Below are 24,723 nucleotides of genomic sequence, written 5' to 3'. Positions count from 1 at the left end.
CTACAAAGAGATCGGAAGGAATATTGGTAAAACGCTCATTCCCGAAGGTTCTGTTATCCATATACATAAAAGTATAAAACATCCGTTCTCTGTAATCCTTATCTATTTTTTCATCATAAACAATCTTCTCTAAAAGACCGTTATCATAATCTTTCACTCCCGTCACTGTATTTTTATCATCCAAAATAGCAAAAAGTACGGAACTCATGGTTTCATTATCATGAGAGAGTGGGATCACAAGTCCTGTTGCGCCTTCTGCATCTACAACATGCATTTTATCCCAAATCGGCATTCCTTTCTGATCCGGCATTGTGGAAAGAAAGTCTTTTTCGCGAGAATACTCTTCGAGAATACTCACATAATCTACTCCCGATTTAGCATTGATGCCTCCTTTTTGGGTGTGCTTAAAGAAATTGGCATTGTTTCTTTGGGGTTCGGTTTCGCCTTTGGCGAAATCTTCATTGTGGCAGGACCACAGTAAGGTCAGAAAGACTACCAGTACTGATAGCCTGAGAATAATTTTTCTTCTCATGGTTGTTTGTGTTGTTTTATGGGTTAAATACAATTCTTTTTATATAGAGATGCATTTTTTTCTCTTTTGGTTGGAAAGGATGTAAAAAAATTTCGATCTATATATGAACAGGAACAAAACTAAGATGTTATTCTGCTTCCACCTACAACTAAAGTTTTAAAATCCACAACAAAAGTTTTATTTTTGAAATATAAAAAACAGTAAATTAGCTGAAAATTATTAGAATATGTCTTTAGGAACTAAGCTCAGAGAACTCAGAACAGGAAGAAATTTATCACAAACACAAGTGGCAATGGAGCTGGATGTTTCTCAGACAGCATATGGGAAATGGGAAAGCGACCAAACAAAACCTGGGTTTGATAATCTATTGAAAATATCTGAATTCTATGAAACGGATATTTATGATCTGGCAAAAGAAGAGAATGGAGACAGCATATATAATAATACATTAGGAGATGCGAGTGCTATTAGTAAAGTCACAACCATTAATAATTATGTCTCAGAAAAACTTGTAGAACAATACGAAGAACGTATCAAAGAGCTTCAGGAAAGAAATCAGGAGCTAAAAGACCAGATAGAATTCTGGAAAAGCAAAGCTGAGAGCAGCAAATAGCAAGCAATACTGCCGGAAAGCTTCCCGCACCCTCGCGGCAGGTTTTCCGGCAACCGGGAAAGTATGTTTCACCCCTGCGACAACCTTTCCCGGAAGCGGGAAACCTTCTTGCACCCTCGTAAGGAACTTTCCCGAAAAAAACACAACAAACATTTTTTAAAAATATGAATGCAATTGAATTAAGATTACTTCGAAATGCAGAATATCTGCAGTATGTAAAAGACTTTTCAGGTATTATTAACCTTAATAATCCTGCCACTTTGCAGATCGACACAAAACTTTCTGCTTTCACTGCAAAGATCACGGAGTTGGAGGCACTTTACAAAAAAGCTCTTGCCAGTGAAAAAACACAAGAATTATTGATTTTGGACGAAAGAAGAGACAATGCCATCAACGAAATTTATTACTTTCTTTTGTCACAATCTTATCATTATGAATCTGATAAAAAGCAAAAAGCACAATTGCTTCTCGACAATATTGCATTGTACGGAAGCGGTATTGCGCGTCTCAATTATCAGGCAGAAACAGCAACCCTCAACAATCTTCTCCGCGACTGGGAAAATAAACCGGAACTTCAAAATGCCGTTACAACCTTCGATCTTTCTGCTTGGGTTAACGAAATAAAAACGGCGAACGATCTTTTCAATACAAAATATCTTTCCCGTACGCAGGAATATGGTGATGCAAACCCGGAAACGATAAAAAGCAAAAGAGATGAAATAAATGCAGCCTATTATGCATTAAGAGACAGAATAGATGCCCTTCATCTTTTGGTGGAAACTCCGCCATCACCTTACACTACTGTCATTAATCAATTAAATGCTCTAACAGATCAGTATAATGTTTTGTTGGTAAATAGAAAAGATACAGGGACAGGACAGGAAAAAAATGAAAATCCTCCTTTACAATAAAAGCATTAAAATATTTAAAGCCATCAGTTATCTGGTGGCTTTTTCATTTCTAATAAAGACAATCGCTAAACAGCTATATATTCATAAATCATGAAATATGTCCCTTTATCACACAAAAGTGGTATTGTATAATTCATTAATATATAGCAACTTTATACAAACTTTTAAATAAATATACCATGAAAACAAAATTTTATGTGCTAACATTATTGTTAGCATTGTTCGGAATTCGTGTATCTGCACAGGAATTAACAAAAGATGAATGGGTCAAATCACAAGTAAAAGGAGTCAATGGCAAACTTGTATCTGACGGAACATTTTCAGATCTTGCCTTGAAAGATTTTGCTAATGTACAAACAGGTGATAAAAATAAAAATACTCCCGGTAGATATGCTGCATTAGATGTTAACTCTAAAGACAAAAGTTTTTCTTTTTCACCTTTTGTATATAAATCCAGTAATCTATTTTTAGCAGCTGATTTTACCGGAACATTGTCTAATGAAGGAACATATTTTGACTGGAAAAATCGAAATACAATTACTGTAGGTTTGAATGCTACGTGGCTCTTATCTCCTTCAAAAAACTATTATAAAAGACCTTCTGATGATGTATATAAAAGCATGTATAATAAGATTTATGAAAAAGTAGATAATCAAATAAAAAAAGATAACAATAAAGATGTTGCAAATCTAAAACTAGATGATATTGAAATAGATTCTACAGTTCTATATAATAAAAAAGATTCATTAGCTAAATATGCAAAAAAGTATGAAGCCCTGTTAGCCGAAAAACTATGGACAGGTAAAACATTAATTTGGTTAAAATTCAATGTTAATCCAATTGCTAATGACAACTTTTACTATACGATTAAGAATGATACTGTCAGTTATAAAGATCCTTATAAAAAAACGATTAATATGTTCTCTGTTCAGACCTCCATCAACGCGTACCGAGAGACAAAAAGAGTGATATTGTACGGTAATTTCTATATAAAAGGAACAAGAAAACATAATTTATCAGAAATAAACGAGACTTCGCAATGGAACAAAATAAGATCTCTCACGGATGAAGCTTATATTTCTGAAAGCAATAAAAATGTATATGAATTGGATAACAGTAAATTTTATAATCTATTTTTATTTGATTATGGTTTGCAGGGAATTATTATTTACAAGAAATTCAACATAGGATTAGAATTGAAATACGATAATATAAAGTTTATAAAACCTAATACAACCAATGATGTAAGTAATATTGATAATTTTTCCGTAGGCGTAGTACTGCCGTTTAAAGATAAAACAGGAATACCTTCAATTAACATCATTCCCTTTTATCAGTATAAACAGTATGTAGGATATGAAAAAGCTTCCGGAAGTATTGTAGGTGTTAAATTCAGTTTACCTTTTGGTAATTAGTCAATAATTTAAAAATTAAGAAAGGCTGTTGAATTTCGACAGTCTTTCTTATAAAATTACACCGAAAGTAATTAAAATTTTTAACTAATTTTCTTTTATGAATTTACATTTTAAAACAATTTGGTTAAAATATATTCTAAAATAAAGCAATTGCAACTCACTCATTGCTAATACTTAAAATAATTATTAAGTTTACAGCGATGAAAAAAAACTATTACCAAAAACTGGCATTCATGGGAATGCTTTTGATTATTTTATTTACTTTTCAAAAATATACAAGCAAGGACAAGGAAGACTTTTCCGATGTAAAATTCATAACGAGTAATTCTGTTCCTTTACAACTTACAGAATTTGATCCGAATGAGTTGGATCAGAAACAATGGCAGAAATTAGGCTTCACTGAAAAGCAGATTGCCACAATTCTTAATTATAAAAAAGTAGTCGGCGGAAAATTTGTTTCCAAAGAACAATTGAAAAAATGCTTTGCTATCACTGAAGATAAATTCTCTAAGCTGGAATCTTATATCTTATTGCCAGAAACCAATAAAGAAGCAAAATCCAATAACTTTAAAGGTTTTGAGAAAAGATCAATTACAATTTCTGGGAAATTTAATCCTGATCAATATTCTGTAAATGACTGGATAAAGATGGGATTTAGCGAAAAACAAGCTGAAGCGATTTTAAAATATAAAAGTTATCTCGGCGGAAGTTTTGTAAGTAAGGAAAAATTTAAAGAATGCTTTATCATTAGTGAAGAAAATTTTCAGAAGATCAATCCTTATTTGATTCTGCCAGAAAAAACGCCGGCGAATTTCAATAATTACGCTAAGAGTTTCAAATCTGAAAAAACCAAAATTCAATATCATTCTTTCGATCCGAATACTTTTGATTTTGAAGGTTGGAAATCGTTTGGTTTTTCTGATAAACAGGCACAAACTATTGTCAACTTTCGCGACCGAAATCTAAAAGGAAGCTTTAAAAGCTTAGAAGATATTCAGAAATGCTTTGTGATCTCTGCTGAAAAGTTGGAAGAAATGAAACCATTTATCAAATTGAATTCTATCGCAATTACAAATAATGATGAAAAACAAAAAACTGAAACAAAGCAACAGGAAACAGATTTTTCAAAAATAGATTTGAATTCAATTACTTTTAAACAACTTTTAGAATTCGGTTTTGACGAAAAAGCTGCAGGTTCAATGATTGGTTTCAGAAAGAAATTAGGTGGTTTTATGAATAAAGAACAAATTTTAACAACCTATAATATTGATGCGGAATTAATGAAAAAGTTGCTTGCTACAGCTCAGTTAAATACTTCAAATGTTCCAAAATATACATTGATTGAAGCTCCTGAAGACTGGTTGAAAAATCATCCGTATTTCAAATATTCTGCAGATAAAATTATTTTTTACAGATTAAGTGAAAAAGACGAAAGGAAAATCTGGAAGTTATTAAAAGTGAAACCTGAATATGAAGCGAGAATGAGACTTTATCTTAAATAACATACATACTTAGTGTTTTTTTATTGAGATGCCGAGCTAGTCAAAGCATCTCAATTTTTTATTTTTAGTCAAAAGTTTTGCTTGATCCTTCCAAAAGTTTATTCAAATTGGCAAGTTCTTCTTCCGTGAGATCTCTCCATTTTCCAACAGGTAGATCAAGCTTGATATTCAAAACTCTGATACGTTTCAGTTTTTTTACTTCATAGCCCAAATATTCACACATTCTACGGATCTGTCTGTTCAAGCCTTGTGTAAGAACGATTCTGAAATTCATATCATCAATCTTTTCAACTTCACATTTTTTGGTAACAGTATCCAAAATTGGAACTCCATTTCGCATTTTCTCAATAAATCTCGGATTGATCGGTTTATCAACTCTTACGATATATTCTTTTCCGTGGTTGTTTCTGGATCTTAGAATTTTATTCACTATATCACCATCACTGGTTAAAAGTATCAATCCTTCACTTGGTTTATCAAGCCTTCCGATCGGGAAAATTCTTTTGGGATGATTAATATATTCAATAATATTATTTTGCTCACGTTTTGTGTCTGTTGTACAAACGATTCCTACAGGTTTATTGAAAGCAATGTAAACGTGTTTTTCGTTTGGTTCACGGATAGGTTTTCCGTCAACTTCGATCACGTCTTCATCTGAAACTTTTGTTCCCATTTCAGGAACCTTTCCATTGATCGTTATTCTTCCCTCTTCCAAAAGTTTATCCGCTGCTCTTCTAGAACAGTAGCCAACTTCCGATAAATATTTATTGATACGTGTTTTTTCCATTAATCTTCTCCGTAACCTGTATAATTTTTATTACTGAAAACCGTGATTCCATAGCTCAACCCTATAAAAAACGGATTGGAGTTCCCCAGCTTATGGCTTTCCAAAACAATTCCTCCTTCCTGACTTAATCTTTTCGAATAAGAAACCTGTATTCCCAATCTTGCACCCAAGAATTCAGCGTCTGAAACAACAGAATTATTAAGCTGTCTTCCATAATTCAGTTCGATATAAAAAGGGTGATCTCCAGGATCAAAAATAAACTTTGGCTGCACCATCCAATACACCAAATGATAATTATCTTCTATAAAAGTATATCTGAAACCACTTCCGATGGCAAAGTTAGGAAGAAAATTATAACCGCCTATTGCCGTAATCCCATAAGTGATTTTATTAGGCATTTTCGGTTGAATATATTGAGTATTATTCGGTACTTCTTTTTCTTTATTTAATTTAAAACCTACATTTACAGATGGATTAAAATAAAATCCCATCGTAGGTTTTGACATTTTTGCTTCCTGCGAGAAAGCATTTGAAAAAGAAATTAATGTAAGTATTAAAAGTATTTTTGTTTTCATCCTTCAAATCTAAAATCATTTTCTAAAAAATCAGAGGTCGCATCTTCAATTTTGTATTCTCCGATTTTTGTCCTTCTTAATTGAGTAAGATAGGCTCCTACATTTAATTCCTGACCAATATCATGAGCTAAACTTCTGATATAAGTTCCTTTTGAACAACCCACCGTAAAACTTACCAAAGGAAGTTCAATTTTAAGATCGTTAATGTAATGAATTGTTGTTTTTCTTGACTTCATTTCAACCTCCTCTCCTGCTCTCGCAAGATCATAAGCTCTTTTCCCGTCAATTTTAATAGCCGAAAAAACAGGCGGTGTCTGATCAATCTCGCCCACGAATTTTTCTAAAGCACTTTTAATTTGTTCTTCAGTAATATTCGAAATGTCCTGATGAAGAATTTCAGGTTTTTCTGTGTCGTAAGATTCTGTTTGTACGCCGATTTTTATTTCCGTCCAGTATTCTTTCGGAGCATCCTGAATTTCAGGAATTTTCTTTGTGAATTTTCCACAACAGACGATTAAAAGTCCAGTTGCTCTCGGATCAAGCGTTCCTGCATGTCCGATCTTAAATTTTTTAGGTAAATTAAACTCTCTTTTAAGTTTATATTTCATTTTATTGACTGCCTGAAAAGATGTCCAATCCAAAGGTTTGTCTAATAAAAATATGTGTCCTGATTGTAAGTCTTCGGCTGTCATTAATTTAAAATTTCAACAATATGTACTAAACTAGGCTGTTCACTGATTTTTTGTTCGCAATCAATTGATTTTGCTTCGCTAATAAAACATTTTTTATTGTCTGTTAAATAATATATTTTTTCGAAAGGATAGATAGAATTATTCGGAACAATATTCACTGTATAATTTGAAGGAAGTATGAATTTATAAGTTTTATTGTTAATCTTATTAATTTTTTCAGGATAACATTTTCCTTCTTTGTAATATTTCATAAAAGCTTTATGTTCTAATTTTTCATCAGAAATTAATTCTTTACAAAATAACAATTCTTGAGACGGATTTTTCTGTTTTAATTCTACAAAAATTTCTTTTTCTTTACCTGAATTATTTTTCACAAATAATACATGAGCAGGTGAACAAGAATTAATTAATCCTAAAAGAAAAAAAGCTTTTAGCATATTAGAATATAACTTCACAAACTTTATTTAAAGAAATAAAAATAAATCAGCAAAGCAACCCCAACAAAAATACGATACCACCCCCAAGGTTTGAAACCATACTTATTTAAAACTCCTATGAATGCTTTGATAGCAATTAATGCAACGATAAAAGCAACCACATTTCCTACAATAAAAATTGTAATATGATCTTGTGAAGCCATGATCATTTCATACCCTTTTTGAGGATTTGGAGTTTCTTTACCCCAAGTCTTTACAAAAACCGAATAAACCGTTACCGCCAACATTGTAGGAACCGCCAAAAAAAATGAAAATTCAGCAGCAGCTTTTCTTGTTAAACCTTGCGCCATTCCGCCGATAATCGATGCTGCACTTCTACTCGTTCCGGGCATCATTGCCAAACATTGCCAAAAACCGATTGTAATTGCATTTTTTATCGTAATTCCTTTTTCGTCGTCTACCTTTGGATTTTTAAACCATTGATCAGCAAACAATAAAACGACTCCACCGAGAACCAAAACCGATGAAATAGCAATCTGATTTCCTAATATTGCCTCAATTTTATCATCAAATAAATATCCCAAAACCAAAGCCGGAATTACCGCAAAAGCCAGTTTGAAATAAAACTGTAGATTTTTTAAATCAAAGAATTTTTTCCAGTAAGCCACTACAACCGACAAAATTGCCCCAAACTGTATAGAAACCTGAAACATTTTTAAAAATTCAGTTTCCTCTAATCCCATTAGGTTTGCCGTGAAACCCATATGTGCAGTTGACGAGATCGGAAGATATTCTGTTAACCCTTCGATAATGGCAATAATAATTGCTTTGATTAAATCCATAATTTATTTAAAATTAAAAGATTAAGAAATTGAGAGATTTAGACATACATTCTAAATTTCCGAATTTCTTAACCTTTAAATAAAAATTTGTTTTCTATTTTCTTTTTAAAATCGCATAAACTTCAATTACAAAGCCTACTACAACAAATAGCGGTGCAATTCTGATTCTACGGATAGAAAAAATTCCGTCATTCCATGAATTTGGATCAAATTTTCCATCTACCGTATTGGCATCGGGTCCCATCATGAGAAGGAAACCGACTACGATACATGCAAAACCGATAAGCATCCATTTAAAATTCTCTTTTCCGAAATAAAAAGTATTTTCCTGTGAAACCTCGGTAGTTTCTTTTCCGAAGTTATCGGCAGAAAATTTATTTGTTTTTTTGCTCATTTTTAAGAGTAATATAAGTCGTCAACGTTTGATTTTAAGAATCTCCAGGTTGCAATTACCGTACTTAAAACAGTAATGAAAATTCCCACTCCAAGCACCAATAATACCAACCAGAAATATTGATTATTATCCTGTACAAATGCAGATCCGATCTGGCTTGTAAAGTAATACCAAACTCCAAATAAAGCCAAAAGCCCAATCACAGAACCGATAGCTCCTAAAATTACAGCTTCAATAATGAAAGGTTTCAAAATAAATCTTCTCTTCGCTCCTACCAGCTGCATGGTTTTAATGATAAATCTTTTGGAGAATATTTTCAGACGGATTGAATTGTTGATCAATACAACCGCTAAGATTAAAAATAATATGGAAAAACCTAAAATCCATTTAAGAATTCGACTAAGGTTATTGTAAACATCCACCATCAAGGTGCTGTCATTTTTTACATCAATAATTCCCGGAACACCTTTGATCACTTTGATTGCTGCATCAATTTTTGCAGGATCTACATATTCTGGTTTCAGGGCAATTTCTATAGACGACGGGAAAATATTTTCTTCAAAAAGCGCATCTGTATCAATTCCCATACTTTTTTTAGCCTCTTTCGATGCCATTTCTCTGGTAATGTAAGTCGCTTTTTTTACAGGAGCCAATGTTTGAATTTCTTTAAAAACCTCGGCTTCCATTTTTGCAATTTTTACAGAATCTTTAGCATCATAGTTTTCATCAAAGTAAGCATTTACTACAAGCTGTTCCTTGATATAGTCAGAATATTTCTGGGCATTAATTAAAATAAGCCCCATTAATCCTAACAAAAATAACACTAAGGCAATACTTATTACTACTGTAATATTGCTAGACCTAAGCCTTTTCTTATTAAACTCATCTACAGATTTAGCCATTAATATTAAAATTTTTGGCTAAAATAGAAAAAATCTTCCGAAATTTGGGAACGAAAAAGAGAAAATCACTGTTAATTAAATCATAAAAAACATTGAGTGTAAAAGCAAAAAAGCATCTTGGTCAACACTTTTTGACGGATGAAAACATCGCAAAAAAAATCGTTGAAGGTCTCAGTTTTGATGGCTACAACAAAGTAATGGAAGTGGGTCCGGGAATGGGTGTTCTTACCAAATACCTTTTGGAAAAGGAGCAAAATATCTACCTTGCGGAAATTGATAACGAATCAATTGAATATCTTAAAAATAATTATTCTAAAGTAACGGAAGAAACTTTTGTCGGTGATTTTTTGAAACAGGATTTCAGTTTTACAAATGGCGAACAGATTGCCATTATCGGAAATTTCCCTTATAATATTTCTTCACAGATTTTATTTCAGATTGTAGATTATTATGAGCTGATTCCTGAAATGGTAGGAATGTTTCAAAAAGAAGTAGCGGAGAGAACTGCGGCTGTTCCGAGAACAAAAAGCTATGGAATCCTTTCTGTTTTGATTCAGGCGTATTATGACACCTCATATATGTTCACAGTCCACGAGAATGTATTTAATCCTCCTCCAAAAGTAAAATCGGGAGTTATCAGGCTTACAAGAAATCCAAAGGAAGGATTGGCAGGAAATGAGGTTTTGTTTAAACAAATTGTAAAGGCTGGTTTTAATCAGAGAAGAAAAAAACTATCTAATGCTTTAAAAATTTTAAATATTCCGGAAGTTTTAAAAACTCATGAATTTATGGATAAAAGAGCCGAAGAATTGAGCGTAATGGATTTTATTTCGTTTACTCAGCTTTGGAAAGAGAATCAATAATTTTTTTTAATTAAAAATTAGGTTCTTTCAAAAAACTTAAAGAAAAGTTATTCATTAATTTAAAAAAATAAAAAAGCCTTTCAATAATTTGAAAGGCTTTTGTTTTATATTATCAAATGATATTATTCTCTGTTTTTCAACATGATCCAACCAGATTGGCTCATATTTGCTTTTGATTTCGGATACTGGAAGTTGAATTTATACCAGTATGTTGCAGTTGGTAATCTTTTACCTCCTACTGTTCCGTCCCAAATAGGTTTTTCTTTAGAGAATCTGAACATTTCAGAACCGTATCTGTCATAGATAGATCCCGTAAAGTTGTTGAAGTTCCCAAGAGATGTAAGATCCAAAGTATCATTGATACCGTCTTGGTTTGGAGTAATAATATTCGAAATATTTAATGTAAAGAACTCCAGTGCTCCAACACAATGAGTTCCTACTGTTCTCACTTGAATATGATAAGTTGTATTATTTAGAAGCCCCGTGAATACATTTGACTGCTGCCAAGAAATACCGCCATCAGCAGAATATTCAACTGTCTGAGGAATATTGTTGATCATTGGAACTTCTGCCGTAACTGTCAATGTATTATTACTGTAATTAATATTTGTAACGAATGGAGAAGCTGCCGCAATAACTTTTGCCGTGAAAGTTTTTTCACAATATCCATTTTTGATTGTCACAGAATAAATTCCCCACTGATCTACATCGATAGTTCTTGTAACCGCACCTGTACTCCATAAATAAGTATAGTTTGGTCCAGCTCCTGCATCAAGAGTCACTCTGTCTCCCTGACACATTTCTACGTCCATTAATGGCGAAATAATTTCCGGCACAACCTCAACGGTAACTTTAGCAGGCAGCAATGATTTACATCCTTTTGCCCCAATTGCATATACTGTGAATGTTGTTGTATGATAGATCGTTGCAGATTGTGTGTTTCCTGTTCCTGAGAAGTTTGCCCATTGGTAAGTAACTCCTCCTGTTGCTGTAAAATCTACTACCGTTCCGGGGCATACTTTTATTTTTGATGCCGCAAGAGTTGCAGTTGGTGTAGTTTCTTTTAATAATTTTAACTTAATAGTTTTGCTACAGAAACCTCCGTTTGAAACTACAACATAAAGAATCTGACCATCAGTTCCGTTATAATGTAAAATATCTTGAATGTAATTATTATTCTGAGCAATTGCATCTGCCTGATTTACATAAAAATGGAAAACTGCTCCAGTTGTTGTACTGATTGATGGCATCGCATTAGTTAAATCAAACCATGTAACATCAGGAGTTGTACAAAGTAACAGTGAAGCATCTACTGCCGCAGGTGTTGTACCTCCGTTAATTTTAATATTAGCTTTACCCGGACAAGGATTTCCTGGGAAACTTACCTGAATTTCATAATTCCCTGGTTGAGTAGCCGTAATGGTAGGCGTTGTAGCTCCCTGAATAGCAACTCCATTGAAGAACCATTGGTACGTCATATTCGGGTCACTTACAGAAGCTGTAATTACCTGAGGAACATTGTCACAAACATTAATTTGTTCCGGCAAAGTACCTCCAGAAGGATCTAATAATTCAACACCGATGTTGAAAGATCCACCTTCAAGGAATACTGCAGAATCATAGATACTATCCGAAGCATCACCTAAAACCATTTTGAAATGATAAGGAATTCCTGGAGTTACAGTAGCCGTGGCTGTAAGAGGAATTGTTCTTCCGTTAAAATTGGTTTCAATGTTTGCTGTATTGTATCCTCCGAAAAAAGCTGCATTGGAAGCACCGCAATACAAAGCACCACCACTATCCATTGTGGCAGGGTGAATATTGGTAACACTTACAGGTCCCGTTCCCGGAGTTGGCAAAATAGCCATATTTTGATAAGGAAGTGTAGATCCTACAGGTTTTAATAATAATGCAAAAGCATCAGAGAAACTACAAGGGAATGAACCCGTATATTCTTCTGAAGCAAAAAGATAATTGAATTTTACCTGGCTAGAAGTAGGAACGAAGTCGAACTCCAAAACCACAGCATCATTAATAGAAGTTGAAGGACTTGTTGCCGCTACAAGATCCGGATCGCTTCCGGATTGTAAAGCATCACCTAAAGTTGTACTGATGTAACTGTTTCCGGCTTTATTCACATATCCTGTAGAAAGAACAATACCATCCTTAAAAGGGAAAGCAGTAGTTCCTTTGTGGAAATATCCCCAAGATCTGGTTGCGCTGGTCGCAGGAAGATTCGGGCTTACCTGAACATTCGATACGTTTGGTGTCACGCACGAATTGGTTCCTGATGATATCAAAACATCTTTCACCAATTGTAGTGGATCGTAAGCCGAAGCAGGATACGTCGCTACGTTAACATCAATAAAGGCACCCGCTTTCATAGTGGCAGCAGAAGACTTTTCTTTTTGAAGTTTTCTAGGTGTAGTATTCTGTGAATAAAAGAGACTCGACGAGGAGGCCGCAAATAAGGAAAACAATAGTAGATATCTCTTCATAATAATTTTGTTTTAACAAATTTAATTTTTTTTTGCTAATACCACACACATATTTGGTTTTTTTATGCGAAAAAAGCAAAAAAACCTCCCAAGATGGGAGGTTCCAATTTAAATATCTTTTAATTACGGTTTTTTAACAAAATCCATCCGCTTCGCAACTCAAGTTTTTTACTTGCCGGATTTTCCCACTGTACCCGATACCAGTAAGTGGCTGTCGGAAGCACTAAACTTCCTCTTAACATCCCGTTCCAAATCGTTTGATTCTTAACGGCTTTAAATACTTCCTGACCATATCTGTCAAAAATTGAAGCCGCAAAATTATTATAATTGCTAATTCCGGTAAAATCTACCATATCATTTTTACCATCAGAATTCGGAGTAATTGCATTGATAATTACAAAAGTGAAGAATGATAGCGTTGTGCTACATTTTGCATCTTTCACTCTTACCATTAAGTTATAATTCGTGTTATCCAAAACATTGTAAAAAATATTTGAATTCTGCCAAATTATTCCTCCATTCATAGAATATTCTAAAGTTCCTCCTGTTGGGTTTGTTGCTGAGATTGTTAATGTATGATTTTCATAAGTCACATTAGTAAACTGAGGCAATTTAGGATTAATTAATTGTGCCGAGAATACTTTAGAACAAGTTCCATTGTTGATTGTCACAGAATATGTTCCCGGAGTATTTACAGAAATTGTCTGTGTGGTTGCGCCATTACTCCATACATAAGTAAAATTAGGTCCAGAACCTGCATCTAAAATTCCAGTATCGCCCGCACAAACATACACATCCTGTAATGTTGATACAATTGCAGGTACAACTTGAATAGTAATCGTAGTAGGATTAGCTACTTTACATCCGTTTCCACCTAAAGCAAAAACAGAATACGTAGTCGTAACTGTAGGTGATACAATTTGAGTATTTCCGTTTCCTGTTAATCCTATCCATTCATAAGTAACGCCACCCGATGCTGTTAAAGTAACTGATTCGCCCGCACAAATTTTAGATTTTGAAGCAGTTAAAAGTGCTACCGGAGGCCCGACAACAATTGTAATTGTAGCCGGATTTGTAGAAATACATCCATTAGCTCCGACTGCAAAAACTGTATAAGTGGTTGTATTAGCCGGAGAAACAACTTGAGTGTTTCCGTTTCCTGTAAGACCTCCTCCCCAATTGTAAGTCACACCGCCTGAAGCTGTTAAAGTAACCGATTCTCCCGGACAGATCTGCATAACGGTAGACGTTAATGTAGCTGTCGGAGGTGTCGTATTTTGTGTTACGGTAACACTTGCTGTATAGGTACAATTTAAGTTACCTGGCTGATTTACATTACTTACCGTTAAAGTGTAAGTTCCACCAGCGTTTACAACAGGCGTTAAAGTATTCGCTCCTGAGACAATATTTCCTCCACCAGTTGCTGTCCATGCAATTGTAGAACCCGTAGGAATTACAGATGTAGAAGCATTTAAAGTAATCTGAGGCGTTGTACAGGTAATTTGCTGAACAGGATTAATTGTTAAAGTTGTTTGTGGTGTTGATGTCAACTGTAATGTTACAACATATTTACAGCCTCCATTTACCACTAAAACATATATTGTCTGACCTCCTGCACTATTGAAAGATGCCGGATTTGCAATTGTATTTGTATTTCCTGCATTTGCATCAGCAAGATTTAAATAATAAGCAAAAGTAGCGGTTGCCACAGTAGTAATCTGAGGTTGAGCTTCCGTTAAATTAAAATTAATTCCTCCTGCCTGATAACATTTAAATAAAGTTGCATTTTGCACCGTGATAGGTTGAGTAACCTGAATAGTAACAGTTGCTGCAGTCGGTGATACACAACCGTTGGCTCCCACTGCAGTTACAGTGTAAGTTGTTGTCGCTGTTGGAGAAACTGTTTGTGTAGCTCCATTTCCTGTAAGACCAACCCAATTATAAGTAGCACCACCTGAAGCTGTCAAAGTAACAGATTCGCCTGAACAGATTAATAGTTTTGAAGCCGTTAAACCCGTAGTTGGCGGAGCACTGTCTCCCGTCACGGTAACATTCGCCGTAGCTGTACAGGTTAAGTTTCCAGGTTGGTATGTATTTGAAATTGTTAAAGTATAAGTTCCCGCCGTATTTACAACAGGATTCAATGTATTTGCTCCTGAAACAATATTTCCGTTTGTCGTTGTCCAGCTAAATGTAGATCCTGTCGGATAAACTGAAGCAGAGCCATTTAATGTAGCCTGTGAATTTGTACATGTTAAAACAGTCGGCGTTGCAATTGTAGCTGTCATTTGAGGAGCTTTAACCAATTGTAATTCTGCAACTTTTGAACAAAAACCATTTTTAACAAGAACATAAATCGTTTGTCCCGCACTTGAAAAAGTAGTTGGCGTAGCAATAGTACTTGTGTTTCCAGCCAAAGCATCTGCCTGATTAATATAATAAGCAAATGTAGCTCCCGGTGTTGTGCTTATTGTGCCCTGCGCTGAGGTTAAATTAAATGTTGCATTTCCCGGTGTATAACAGGAAGTGAGCGTTGTATTTTGCACCGTAGGTGAAGTTCCACCCACGACAGTTACTGAAGCCGTTCCCGGACATGTATTTCCAGGTAAAAACACCTGGACTGTATAAACTCCCGGTGCCGTTGCTGTATAACTAGCATTGGTAGCTCCCGGAATAGGATTTCCTCCTAATAACCACTGATAAGTAGCCCCACCTCCCTGAACTGAAGCTGTAAATGTCTGCGGAGTATTATCACACATATTAATAGATGGAGGAAGTGCAACTCCTGCCGGGTCTAGTAACTGAACTCCAATGTCAAAAGATCCCGCTTCAAGAAAAACAGCAGAATCAAAATTTGAATCCTGATAATCAGCCAAAACCATTTTAAAATGATAAGTCTGTCCCGGAATTACTGTAGCTGTAGCAGTTAAAGGAGTTGTACGTCCATTAAAATTCGTTTCTATCTGAGGAATGTTATATCCTGCAAAATAAGAGACATTCGCAGCTCCACAAGCTAGCGGTGCCCCTGTCTGATACTGAGTGGCAGGGTGAATATTCGTTACACTTACCGGTCCTGCTCCACCAGGTAAAACTGCAAGGTTTGTGTAAGGATCTCCAACTTTTCTTAATAATAAAGCAAAACCATCACTAATTGTACATGGAAAGTTTGTCTGATATTCTTTAGAGGCAAATAAATACCTGAAAGTAACTTTAGTTGATGCCGGAACGAAATCAAATTCAATATAAGTAGCATCATGCAATTCTGAATTCGGAACACCTAGAGCTGTAGCCAAATCTGTATCTCCACCCGAAGGCAAAGCATCACTTAATGTTCCCTGAAGAGTATTTCCTGCTTTTCTGGCATATCCTGTTGTTAAGACAATCCCTTTAGCAAAAGGAAAATTCGTAGTTGCTTTATTGAAATATCCCCAGCTTCGGTTTTGATCTGTAACAGCTAAATTAGGAGAAACAGCCACATTGCTTACATTTGCAGAGGAACATGTAGATCCTCCGCTGATAAGTACATCTTTCACCAACTGCGTGATGCTGTAGTTGGATTCAGGATATCCTGTAGCATTTACATCAATAAAAGCTCCGGCTTTCATGTTCTGAGGAGTTTGTTTACTTACAACACCTTTTCCGTCTCTACCCTTCTGTGCAAAAACAAAACTTCCTACAAAAACTAAAAATAAAGCCAAAAATAAACTTCTTGTCCTCCTATTTAACATTTTATATTATTTTAAACAAAAATACTATTTTTTTTGATTGAATTTCAATTCAATGCAAATTACATTATCATAAATACAATAAAATTTATACTAAAAATATTAGTTTCAATTGTTTTAAAAACGAAAAAAAGACCAACAAATTGTCGGTCTTTTTAATTATAATTTAAATATTGTTATTCAAAATTTTTCAGCAGTATCCATCCGGTTTTCACTGCCGGTTTTTTGCTTGCCGGATCTTCAAAACTTACCTGATACCAATAAGATGAAGTATTAAGGCGCTTTCCTTGGAAATATCCGTCCCAATAAGGTTGTAAGGTACTTGCTTTATAAACTTCTTTTCCGTAACGGTCAAAAATTGAAGCCTTAAAGTCTTTATACTGATTTACTCCTCTGAAATCAATAATATCATTCACATTATCTCCATTCGGCGTAATTACATTCTGCATTACAAATGTGAAATATTCTAAGAATCCTACACAGCTTGTTTTCTTCACTCTTACTCTGATAGATACAATAATATTTCTAGGAACATTAATGAATGTATTTGAATTTTGCCAAGTTAATCCATTATCTATTGAATATTCTAATGCTCCGTTGCTTGGATTATTTGCTGTAATCACCATTGTCCCATTTTCATTATAATTCACATTGGTAATTTCAGGAATAATTGCCTGAATAACCTGTGTTGTGAAAACTTTAGAACAAACTCCATTCGTAATTGTCACAGAATATGTTCCCGGTGTTCCTACTGAAATGGTCTGCGTTGTATTACCTGTATTCCACAGATAACTATAATTTGGTCCCGCTCCTGCGTCTAAAGTAATTGTATCTCCCGAACAGATCATTCCCCCTGAAAGGTTTGAAGTAATTGCAGGTACAACTTCGACTGTGATAGATGCAGGCTGTAAAGATTTACATCCTTGTGCACCAATTGCATATACCGAATATGTTGTAGTTTGAGTTGGAGAAACCGTTTGTGTAGCTCCTGTTCCTGATAAAGTAGTCCATTGGTATGTTACTCCGTTTGAAGCCGTTAAAGTAGTCGATTCTCCTGCGCAGATTCTTACTTTTGTAGCAGCAAGCTGAGCAATAGGTGTAGCTTCTTTTTGTAATGTTAAAGTAACCATTTTACTACAGAAAGCTCCGTTTGAAACCACAACATATAAAACCTGTCCGTCTGTCCCCGGATAACTGTTTACAGCTGTAGCACTAAGATAATTACTGTTTTGAGCAACTGCGTCTGATTGATTAACATAATAATGTACAATTGCCGATGTCGAAGTTGTAATCATAGGCGTTGCAGTATTTAAATTAAATGTTAAAACAGAAGGCGTCGTACAAAGTTTTAAAGTAGCATTTTGTGCAGGAGGCGTTGTTCCCCCAACAATTGTAATTTCTGCTGAACCAGGACATTGATTTCCTGGGATTGTAACCTGTATTCCATAAACTCCAGGCTGAGTCGCTGTATAACTAATGCTTGTAGCTCCTGCAATGGCTACACCGTCTTTAAACCATTGATAAGTTGTTCCAGGAGATGTTACAACCTGTGCTGTTAAAATCTGAGGTGTATTATCACACATATTGATTGTACTTGGCAAAACTGCTCCTCCAGGTCCTGCTGTAAAGCCAATTCCGATATCGAAAGAACCTCCTTCTAAGAAAACTGCAGAATCTAATGAATTATCTGTATAATCTGCCAAAACCATTTTAAAATGATAAGCCACACCCGGAGTTACGTTGGCAATTGCTGTCATAGGAATTGTTCTTCCATTTAAATTTGTCTCAATAGTGGTTGTATTATATCCTCCAAAAAATGCAGCATTTATAGCAGGACAAGTACTTGGAAATGGAGCACCACTAAATTGGTTGGCTGGGTGAATATTGGTTACACTCACAGGTCCTGCACCTGCCGGAAGAATCGCATAATTAACATAAGGACCACCTGCAACTGGTCTTATCAATAAAGCAAATGCATCAGAATAACTACATGGATAAGTTAATGTATATTCTTCAGAAGCAAATAAATAATTGAATTTTACTTGATTAGAATTAGGTACAAAATCAAATTCTAAAGCAACGGCATCACGTTGATTTGCCTGAATTGTACCTGTTGCTGCAGCAAGATCTGCATCGCCATTCTGAGAAATGTTCCCAGATAAATCACCACTTGGATAAGCACTGTTTCCTGTCTGCGAAGCAACTCCTGTCACCAAAACAATCCCATCATTAAAAGGGAAACCGGTTGTTCCTTTATTGAAATATCCCCAAAATCTGTTGGGATCATTTACGGTTTGATTTGCACTCGGAGTTACTGTTACATTCGTTACGTTCGGTGTAGCGCAACTTGACTGTCCGTTAATCAAAACTTGTTGCACAAGCTGCTGAATCGTATAACTTGACTGCGCATTTGTCGCTGCATTCACATCAATAAACGCTCCGGATTTCATACTTTCAGCGGTAAGTTTTACCTTACCCGATTTTCTGTTAGTTTGTTGGGCAAACATCATCCCCGAAACAAAAAACAAAGCCAGAAAGAGAGAATAGTTTTTTAGTCTATAATATAACATTTTGTTGTTGTTTGTTCAAAAATACTACTTTTTTAATTTAAATCTGAATAAAATAGGGGTTATTATTGTCAATACTTTAATCTATTTTAAAATTTAGCAAATAAGAGATAATATATCTATAAAACGAAAAAAGACTAATAAAAATTATTAGTCCTCTTTATATATTTTAACATCTGAAATCAAAGATCATTCTTTTTTCAGTTCATCGATCTTGTTCTGAAGTTCTTCAATCTTATCTTTTAAAGCCTTAATTTCATTTTTATTTGAACTTACGTTGCTTTTCAGCATAACATTTTTTGCTCTTTCACTGTGATCCTCATCGTCCTCATCTTCGTTAATTTCTTCAATATCTTCCTGAATATCTTCAATATCTTCATTAATTTCTTCAATATCTTCACTGATTTCCTCGATGTCTTCACTAATCTCTTCAATATCTTCCTGAATATCTTCAATATCCTCCTGAATATCTTCAATTTTTTCGTGGCTTTTATTTACCGACATCTGGATAAAAATCGCAAGGTAAATCGCTTCCAAAGAAACTACCGTCGTCAAAATCAACAACATTTTATCAAACTCTACGATATGCAGGATCGGGAGCAAAAACGAAATAATAAAAAATAAAGTATGCGCAATCAAAGACGGAATAGAGCCAATCCACCAAGTAATTCCGTTGGCAATTTTCTCTAAAACCTCAGTTCTTTCTTCGTTATTTTTCATTGTTTCTTATCTTTAAAATAATTCCTTAGTCACTCCTAATCCAAACAGTGCAAAATCATATTTTGCAGGATCTTTTTCATCAAACTTTCTAATAATAAGATCCAATTCTTCCACTGTTTTCCAGTCATTCTGAGTTCTTGAAATCAATCCTAATTTTCTCGAAATATTTCCCGTATGCACATCCAACGGAATCGAAAGATGCTTCTGATCTATATTTTCCCAAATACCAAAATCTACACCACGTTTATCTTTACGAACCATCCAACGAAGAAACATGATAATTCTTTTTGTGGAAGAATTCTTATAAGGCGAACTTACATGTTTATGTGTTCTATGTTTTTCTACCCCAAGAAAATCACTTCTGAAACGTTCGATCGCATGAGAAAAATTAATTTCCGAATCATTTACTTTAAATAAATTTTCCAGACTGTCATTTTCCTTATAAATTCTATTAAATTGTTGAATAAAATAGGTAAAATCTTCTCCGTTAAACGTTCTGTGGATACTTTTATCCTGAATTTCCTTTACATCTTTTTCAGAATAATTTAACACAAAATCATAGGGAGAATTTCCCATAATATCGAGCATTTTTTCTGCCGATTTTATAATTGCTTTTCGGTTTCCCCAAGAAATTGTCGCTGCCAGAAATCCGGCAATTTCAATATCCTGTTTCAGAGAAAAACGATGAGGAATCTGCAACGGATCATTTTCTATAAACTCCGGACGATTGAACTGATCAGCCTTTTCATCTAAGAAGATTTTTAATTCTTCAAACTTCAACATAAATTTTAAATTTTCACAGCTTCTAAAGCCTTTGGTAAAAATGAATTTGGAAAAACCGTTCTCGCTTCGTCAGTAAACACCGTTAAATCAGCATACCTATTAGAAAAATGTCCTAAAATCAGTTTTCCAACCTCAGCTTTCTGAGCAATTGTTGCCGCCTCTAAAGCTGTTGTGTGACCTGTATAATCTGCCATTTCCTTTAGGTCATGCAAAAATGTCGATTCATGATATAAAACCGTTACATTTTTAATAATAGGAATTACACTTTCCAAATATCTTGTATCACTGCAAAACGCATAAGAAACAGGAGGAGTCGGCTCAACGGTAAGAATTTCATTTTTAAGAACATAACCGTCACTTAAAACAAAATCTTTTCCTGCTTTAAGATTATGATAATCGCAAGTTTCTATTTCACTGTATTTTGCAATCTCCTTCATATTCAGGTGTCTGTCTTTCGGTTTTTCTTTAAATAAATAGCCGTTGCAGTAAATCCTGTGATCCAAAGGAATTGTATAAACTTCTACTCTATTGTCTTCGTAAATCTGCTCGGAATAATTTTTATCCAGCTCATGATAAACCACCTCAAAACCACGATGCGTTTCGGTAATTGTAAAGATTGTGTCCAGCATATTTTTGATTCCTTTCGGACCGTAAACATGAAGCGGAGTATCTCTTCCCAACAACCTGAAAGACGCGATCAAGCCCGGTAAACCAAAACAGTGATCCCCATGAAGATGTGAAATAAAAATATGATTTATCCTCGAAAATTTCGCTTTTGCTTTTCTCAACTGAACCTGAGTTCCTTCTCCACAATCGATCAGGAAACTTCTTTCTTCCATTTCCAGAAACTGTGCTGTCGGAGAAGAATTAATCGTAGGAATCGCTGAATTAAAGCCTAATATCGTTAAATAAGTACTCAAATCAATAGTTTATTATAATGACAAATGTACGACAGATTTTTAACTTAACCGCTGTCATTCTGAACGTAACAATGTGAAGTGAAGAATCTATTTTATGATTTAAAGATTCTTCCTTCGTCAGAATGACAAACTTATTGTTGAAAGTTACTCCTTAACTTTTAAAAAATCCAAAAACAAATCCAGCGCTTGTTTTCTATGGCTGATTTTATTTTTATCTTCAGGATTCATTTCTGCAAACGTCATATCATAACCTTCAGGGACAAAAATCGGATCATAACCGAATCCTTTGAAACCTTTATTTTCAGTCAATAAATTTCCATGAACTCTGCCATCGAAATATTTTGCTCCGTTTTCGTCATAATAACATAAAACAGTGATGAAATAGGCTTTTCTGTTTTCAACACCTTCCATTTCGCTCAAAACTTTTTCAATATTTTTTGCGAAATCATGATCTCCTGCATAACGTGCGGAAAAAATTCCTGGTCTTCCATCCAAAGATTCTACCACTAAACCGCTGTCATCGCCCAAACTAGGAATTCCTGTTTTTTCGAAGCAATATTTAGCTTTAATCAAAGCATTGGCGTTGAAAGAATCTCCGTCTTCTACAATTTCTTCATGAATATTATAATCTGTCAGGCTTTTTACGACAAATTCGTTTCCTAAAATCTGCTGAATTTCTTCTTTTTTATGGATGTTGTGTGTTGCTACCAATAATTCCATATCCGTTTTCATTTTAATTTATATTTTTTGTTTAAACACAAAAGGCACAAATAATTTACACGAATTATATTGGTGAAATTAGTGCTTAAAAATTTAGTGCTACTCGTGTTTAGATTTAAATTTCAGAATAATGTACTTTATATTTCTTCATAAAAAGATAATAAAATAATGAGAAAAGTACAATTCCGATTGCCAATATAATCCATTCCGAAACTTTAAAAGCATCTGCAAAGCTTTCCGTTTTAGTATAAGTAATTAATAATGTTGAGCATAGATTATTAAAACCGTGCAATAACATCGGCAAAAGTAAGGATTTTGTTTTATAATAAATCAATCCTAAAACACAACCCAATAAAACCGCCCCAACAAATTGCCAAGGATTTGCATGTACCAACCCAAAAATAATCGATGAAAAAACAATTGCTTTCCACGGTTCGACATCTTTGTTCATCAATCCTTTCTGGATAATTCCTCTGAAAATAATTTCTTCAAAAATCGGAGCACAAATCACTGCCATAATGATCATTACAATCGGATCATCCGTTAATTTATCCATTAATTGAGTGAAAAAATCGTAATATTTTCCAAAGAAAGGTCCTGTTGTAGGAATTTGAGCCGTAATAAATTCCGAAATGAACATCATCCCGATCATCAATGGAAAAATCAGAAGATAGGTATAGAAATTTGTCGGAGAAAAATTAAAATTAAGCTTTTTTCCTGTTGTCCTTCTTACAATAAAAAAATCAAAAAAGGCAATCGCTCCTACGAATCCCACCGCATTGGAAATCATGAAAAACCAATCTCTATACTGCAGATTTTCTTTGAATGTAAGCATCCAGAAAACATTAAAAAAAGAAGTGATCATTGTTCCTACAAACAATCCCGCCAACAAAACAAGACCTCCGATCCATGTAAATGTAAATTTAGGATATTTGTTTTCCATATCTGCCATTGATTTTATTTGAAAACAAAGATAATTCAAATTATCAGAAAAGAGAATTCCGGCAAAACTTTGCAACCGAAAACCTGACAAATTTTATATTTTTTTAATGCAAATTTCCCGAGAAAGCTATTTTTATGAAGTAACTTTGCAGCTTAATTTTTTTCACATGGATAGTTTAGTAAATCGGTCAGAAAATGTTAACTTATCCTTGATTACTTATGTGTGTTTTACTTTTGTAGGATATTTCATTATAGGATTATCTCTGTCTGTTCTTCCGATTTTTATTAATAAAAGTTTAGGTTTTAGTTTAGTTGTTGCCGGATTGGTCATTAGTCTGCAATATGTTTCTACGTTTTTTCTGAGGGCATATTCCGGAAAAATCATTGACGGAAAAGGTCCGAAACCTGCTGTTTTATTCAGTATGCTCAGTTTTTCTTTAACCGGGATATTTTTAATTATTGCTTATTATTTTAAATTTTCACCGTTTATCAGTCTTTCGTTTCTCGTGGTTACACGTTTACTCACAGGTTGCGCGGAAGGAATGATTGGCGCAAGTCCGATCAATTGGGCAATTATGGCGGTTGGTGAAAAACATACAGCAAAAATCATTTCTTATAATGGCGTTGCGTGTTATGGAGCTTTGGCGATCGGAGCCTCTCTTGGAATAATAATTGAACAAAAATTTAGCCTTTACGGAATAGGAATTCTCTCTATAATTTTAGGAATCTTAGGATTTCTTTTTGCCAGAACAAAAGAAAATAAAACCAATAGTAATCAAAAAGAAGTTCAGTCTTTCTGGAAAGTTTTGGGAAAAGTAGCTCCGTTTGGTGTTTGTCTGGCTTTAGGAGGTCTTGGTTTTGCAAGTATTTCAACTTTCATTACATTGTATTACAATTATTTTCATTGGAATAATGGTGCATTATGTCTAAGTGTTTTCGGAGGATTATTCGTTGCCGGAAGATTGGTTTTCAGTAATGTCATCAATAATTATGGCGGAATAAAAGTTGCGATCGCCTGTCTTTTAGTAGAAACCATCGGACTTTTAATTATAGCATTTGCCACCAATTCTCAAATGGCACTTATCGGAGCCGGAGTTACAGGTTTAGGATTTTCATTAATTTTTCCAGCATTAGGTGTTGTTGCGATAAAAAGTGTTTCCCCATCAAGTCAAGGTTCTGCATTGGCGGGTTACGGACTTTTCATTGACCTTTCTCTTGGTGTTGCAGGTCCATTAATTGGTGGTGTTGCAGATATTTACGGAATGAGCTATATTTTCCCATTCAGTGCAGCAATGGTTTTTATTGGACTGGGATTAGCTTATTTGCTTAAAAGAAAATCAAGTTTAAAACATTAATTGCACGAATATTCACAAATTTCATTTT

The 24,723-nt window shown here is 34.4% G+C and carries 22 protein-coding genes; 6 read left to right on the top strand and 16 right to left on the bottom strand.

What is annotated here, in order from left to right; all coding sequences use genetic code 11:
- Positions 1-532, bottom strand: a 532-nt coding sequence (locus ABD940_RS21770) for a hypothetical protein (RefSeq protein ID WP_345208497.1), incomplete at its 3' end; no start/stop codon positions are given.
- A gap of 226 nt (positions 533-758) precedes the next feature.
- Between ABD940_RS21770 and ABD940_RS21765 the strand changes: the two genes are divergently transcribed.
- From ABD940_RS21765 to ABD940_RS21750, 4 genes are all read left to right on the top strand, one after another.
- Positions 759-1,145 (top strand): helix-turn-helix domain-containing protein, encoded by a 387-nt coding sequence (locus ABD940_RS21765; RefSeq protein ID WP_345208496.1) that lies wholly within the window; start codon positions 759-761, stop codon positions 1,143-1,145.
- A 164-nt stretch (positions 1,146-1,309) separates the two neighbouring features.
- Positions 1,310-2,056, top strand: a complete 747-nt coding sequence (locus tag ABD940_RS21760) for a DUF6261 family protein (protein ID WP_345208494.1) — start codon at positions 1,310-1,312, stop codon at positions 2,054-2,056.
- Between the two features lie 179 nt (positions 2,057-2,235).
- Positions 2,236-3,471, top strand: a complete 1,236-nt coding sequence (locus tag ABD940_RS21755) for a hypothetical protein (protein ID WP_345208492.1) — start codon at positions 2,236-2,238, stop codon at positions 3,469-3,471.
- A 200-nt stretch (positions 3,472-3,671) separates the two neighbouring features.
- Positions 3,672-4,973, top strand: coding sequence for a ComEA family DNA-binding protein (locus ABD940_RS21750; protein WP_345208490.1), 1,302 nt, complete (start codon positions 3,672-3,674; stop codon positions 4,971-4,973).
- A 64-nt stretch (positions 4,974-5,037) separates the two neighbouring features.
- Here the strand turns inward: ABD940_RS21750 and rluF are convergent, their stop codons facing one another.
- The 7 genes from rluF to ABD940_RS21715 all read right to left on the bottom strand — a co-directional run bounded on the left by rluF (position 5,038) and on the right by ABD940_RS21715 (position 9,602).
- Positions 5,038-5,760: a 23S rRNA pseudouridine(2604) synthase RluF gene (gene rluF, locus ABD940_RS21745; protein ID WP_345208488.1), complete on the bottom strand. Its 723-nt coding sequence runs from the start codon at positions 5,758-5,760 to the stop codon at positions 5,038-5,040.
- On the bottom strand, positions 5,760-6,335 hold the full coding sequence (locus ABD940_RS21740; protein WP_345208486.1) for a hypothetical protein: 576 nt from the start codon (positions 6,333-6,335) through the stop codon (positions 5,760-5,762). Before ABD940_RS21740 ends, rluF begins: the two co-directional genes overlap by 1 nt.
- Complete coding sequence (gene truB / locus ABD940_RS21735; RefSeq protein ID WP_345208484.1) at positions 6,332-7,027, bottom strand: tRNA pseudouridine(55) synthase TruB; 696 nt, start codon at positions 7,025-7,027, stop codon at positions 6,332-6,334. The genes ABD940_RS21740 and truB overlap by 4 nt, the downstream gene beginning before the upstream one ends.
- Positions 7,027-7,464 carry a hypothetical protein gene (locus ABD940_RS21730; protein ID WP_345208482.1) on the bottom strand — a complete coding sequence of 146 codons (438 nt, stop codon included), beginning with the start codon at positions 7,462-7,464 and terminating at the stop codon, positions 7,027-7,029. Before ABD940_RS21730 ends, truB begins: the two co-directional genes overlap by 1 nt.
- 23 nt (positions 7,465-7,487) lie before the next feature.
- Positions 7,488-8,306, bottom strand: coding sequence for an undecaprenyl-diphosphate phosphatase (locus ABD940_RS21725; protein ID WP_345208480.1), 819 nt, complete (start codon positions 8,304-8,306; stop codon positions 7,488-7,490).
- Positions 8,307-8,400: 94 nt separating this feature from the next.
- Positions 8,401-8,700 carry a DUF3098 domain-containing protein gene (locus ABD940_RS21720; protein ID WP_345208478.1) on the bottom strand — a complete coding sequence of 100 codons (300 nt, stop codon included), beginning with the start codon at positions 8,698-8,700 and terminating at the stop codon, positions 8,401-8,403.
- Positions 8,701-8,702: 2 nt separating this feature from the next.
- Positions 8,703-9,602 carry a cell division protein FtsX gene (locus tag ABD940_RS21715; RefSeq protein ID WP_345208476.1) on the bottom strand — a complete coding sequence of 300 codons (900 nt, stop codon included), beginning with the start codon at positions 9,600-9,602 and terminating at the stop codon, positions 8,703-8,705.
- A 92-nt stretch (positions 9,603-9,694) separates the two neighbouring features.
- Here ABD940_RS21715 and rsmA point away from each other — a divergent pair, with 92 nt between their 5' ends.
- Positions 9,695-10,465, top strand: a complete 771-nt coding sequence (gene rsmA, locus ABD940_RS21710; protein ID WP_345208474.1) for a 16S rRNA (adenine(1518)-N(6)/adenine(1519)-N(6))-dimethyltransferase RsmA — start codon at positions 9,695-9,697, stop codon at positions 10,463-10,465.
- Positions 10,466-10,587: 122 nt separating this feature from the next.
- Here rsmA and ABD940_RS21705 read toward each other — a convergent pair whose 3' ends face one another.
- The 8 genes from ABD940_RS21705 to ABD940_RS21670 form a co-directional block, all read right to left on the bottom strand.
- Complete coding sequence (locus ABD940_RS21705) at positions 10,588-12,963, bottom strand: choice-of-anchor L domain-containing protein (protein ID WP_345208472.1); 2,376 nt, start codon at positions 12,961-12,963, stop codon at positions 10,588-10,590.
- 119 nt (positions 12,964-13,082) lie between these two features.
- A complete protein-coding gene (locus ABD940_RS21700) occupies positions 13,083-16,691 on the bottom strand; it encodes a choice-of-anchor L domain-containing protein (RefSeq protein ID WP_345208470.1) in 3,609 nt (1,202 codons plus the stop codon).
- A 173-nt stretch (positions 16,692-16,864) separates the two neighbouring features.
- Entirely contained in the window at positions 16,865-19,258 is a 2,394-nt protein-coding gene (locus ABD940_RS21695; protein ID WP_345208469.1) for a choice-of-anchor L domain-containing protein, read from the bottom strand.
- A 186-nt stretch (positions 19,259-19,444) separates the two neighbouring features.
- Positions 19,445-19,975, bottom strand: coding sequence for a DUF1003 domain-containing protein (locus ABD940_RS21690; protein ID WP_345208468.1), 531 nt, complete (start codon positions 19,973-19,975; stop codon positions 19,445-19,447).
- 12 nt (positions 19,976-19,987) lie between these two features.
- Positions 19,988-20,758: a TIGR02757 family protein gene (locus ABD940_RS21685; RefSeq protein ID WP_425550380.1), complete on the bottom strand. Its 771-nt coding sequence runs from the start codon at positions 20,756-20,758 to the stop codon at positions 19,988-19,990.
- Positions 20,759-20,763: 5 nt separating this feature from the next.
- Positions 20,764-21,678 (bottom strand): ribonuclease Z, encoded by a 915-nt coding sequence (locus ABD940_RS21680; RefSeq protein ID WP_345208467.1) that lies wholly within the window; start codon positions 21,676-21,678, stop codon positions 20,764-20,766.
- 144 nt (positions 21,679-21,822) lie between these two features.
- Complete coding sequence (gene rdgB / locus ABD940_RS21675) at positions 21,823-22,410, bottom strand: RdgB/HAM1 family non-canonical purine NTP pyrophosphatase (RefSeq protein ID WP_345208466.1); 588 nt, start codon at positions 22,408-22,410, stop codon at positions 21,823-21,825.
- 103 nt (positions 22,411-22,513) lie between these two features.
- Positions 22,514-23,350 (bottom strand): CPBP family intramembrane glutamic endopeptidase, encoded by an 837-nt coding sequence (locus tag ABD940_RS21670; protein WP_345208465.1) that lies wholly within the window; start codon positions 23,348-23,350, stop codon positions 22,514-22,516.
- A 157-nt stretch (positions 23,351-23,507) separates the two neighbouring features.
- Between ABD940_RS21670 and ABD940_RS21665 the strand changes: the two genes are divergently transcribed.
- Entirely contained in the window at positions 23,508-24,695 is a 1,188-nt protein-coding gene (locus ABD940_RS21665) for an MFS transporter (RefSeq protein ID WP_345208463.1), read from the top strand.
- The last annotated feature ends 28 nt before the right edge of the window (positions 24,696-24,723 follow it).

The sequence above is a fragment of the Chryseobacterium ginsengisoli genome (assembly GCF_039542325.1).
In the GTDB taxonomy this organism is placed as follows: domain Bacteria; phylum Bacteroidota; class Bacteroidia; order Flavobacteriales; family Weeksellaceae; genus Chryseobacterium; species Chryseobacterium ginsengisoli.
The sequence above is the reverse complement of the archived record's forward strand: the minus strand, read 5'-3'. Positions and strand labels throughout refer to the sequence as shown.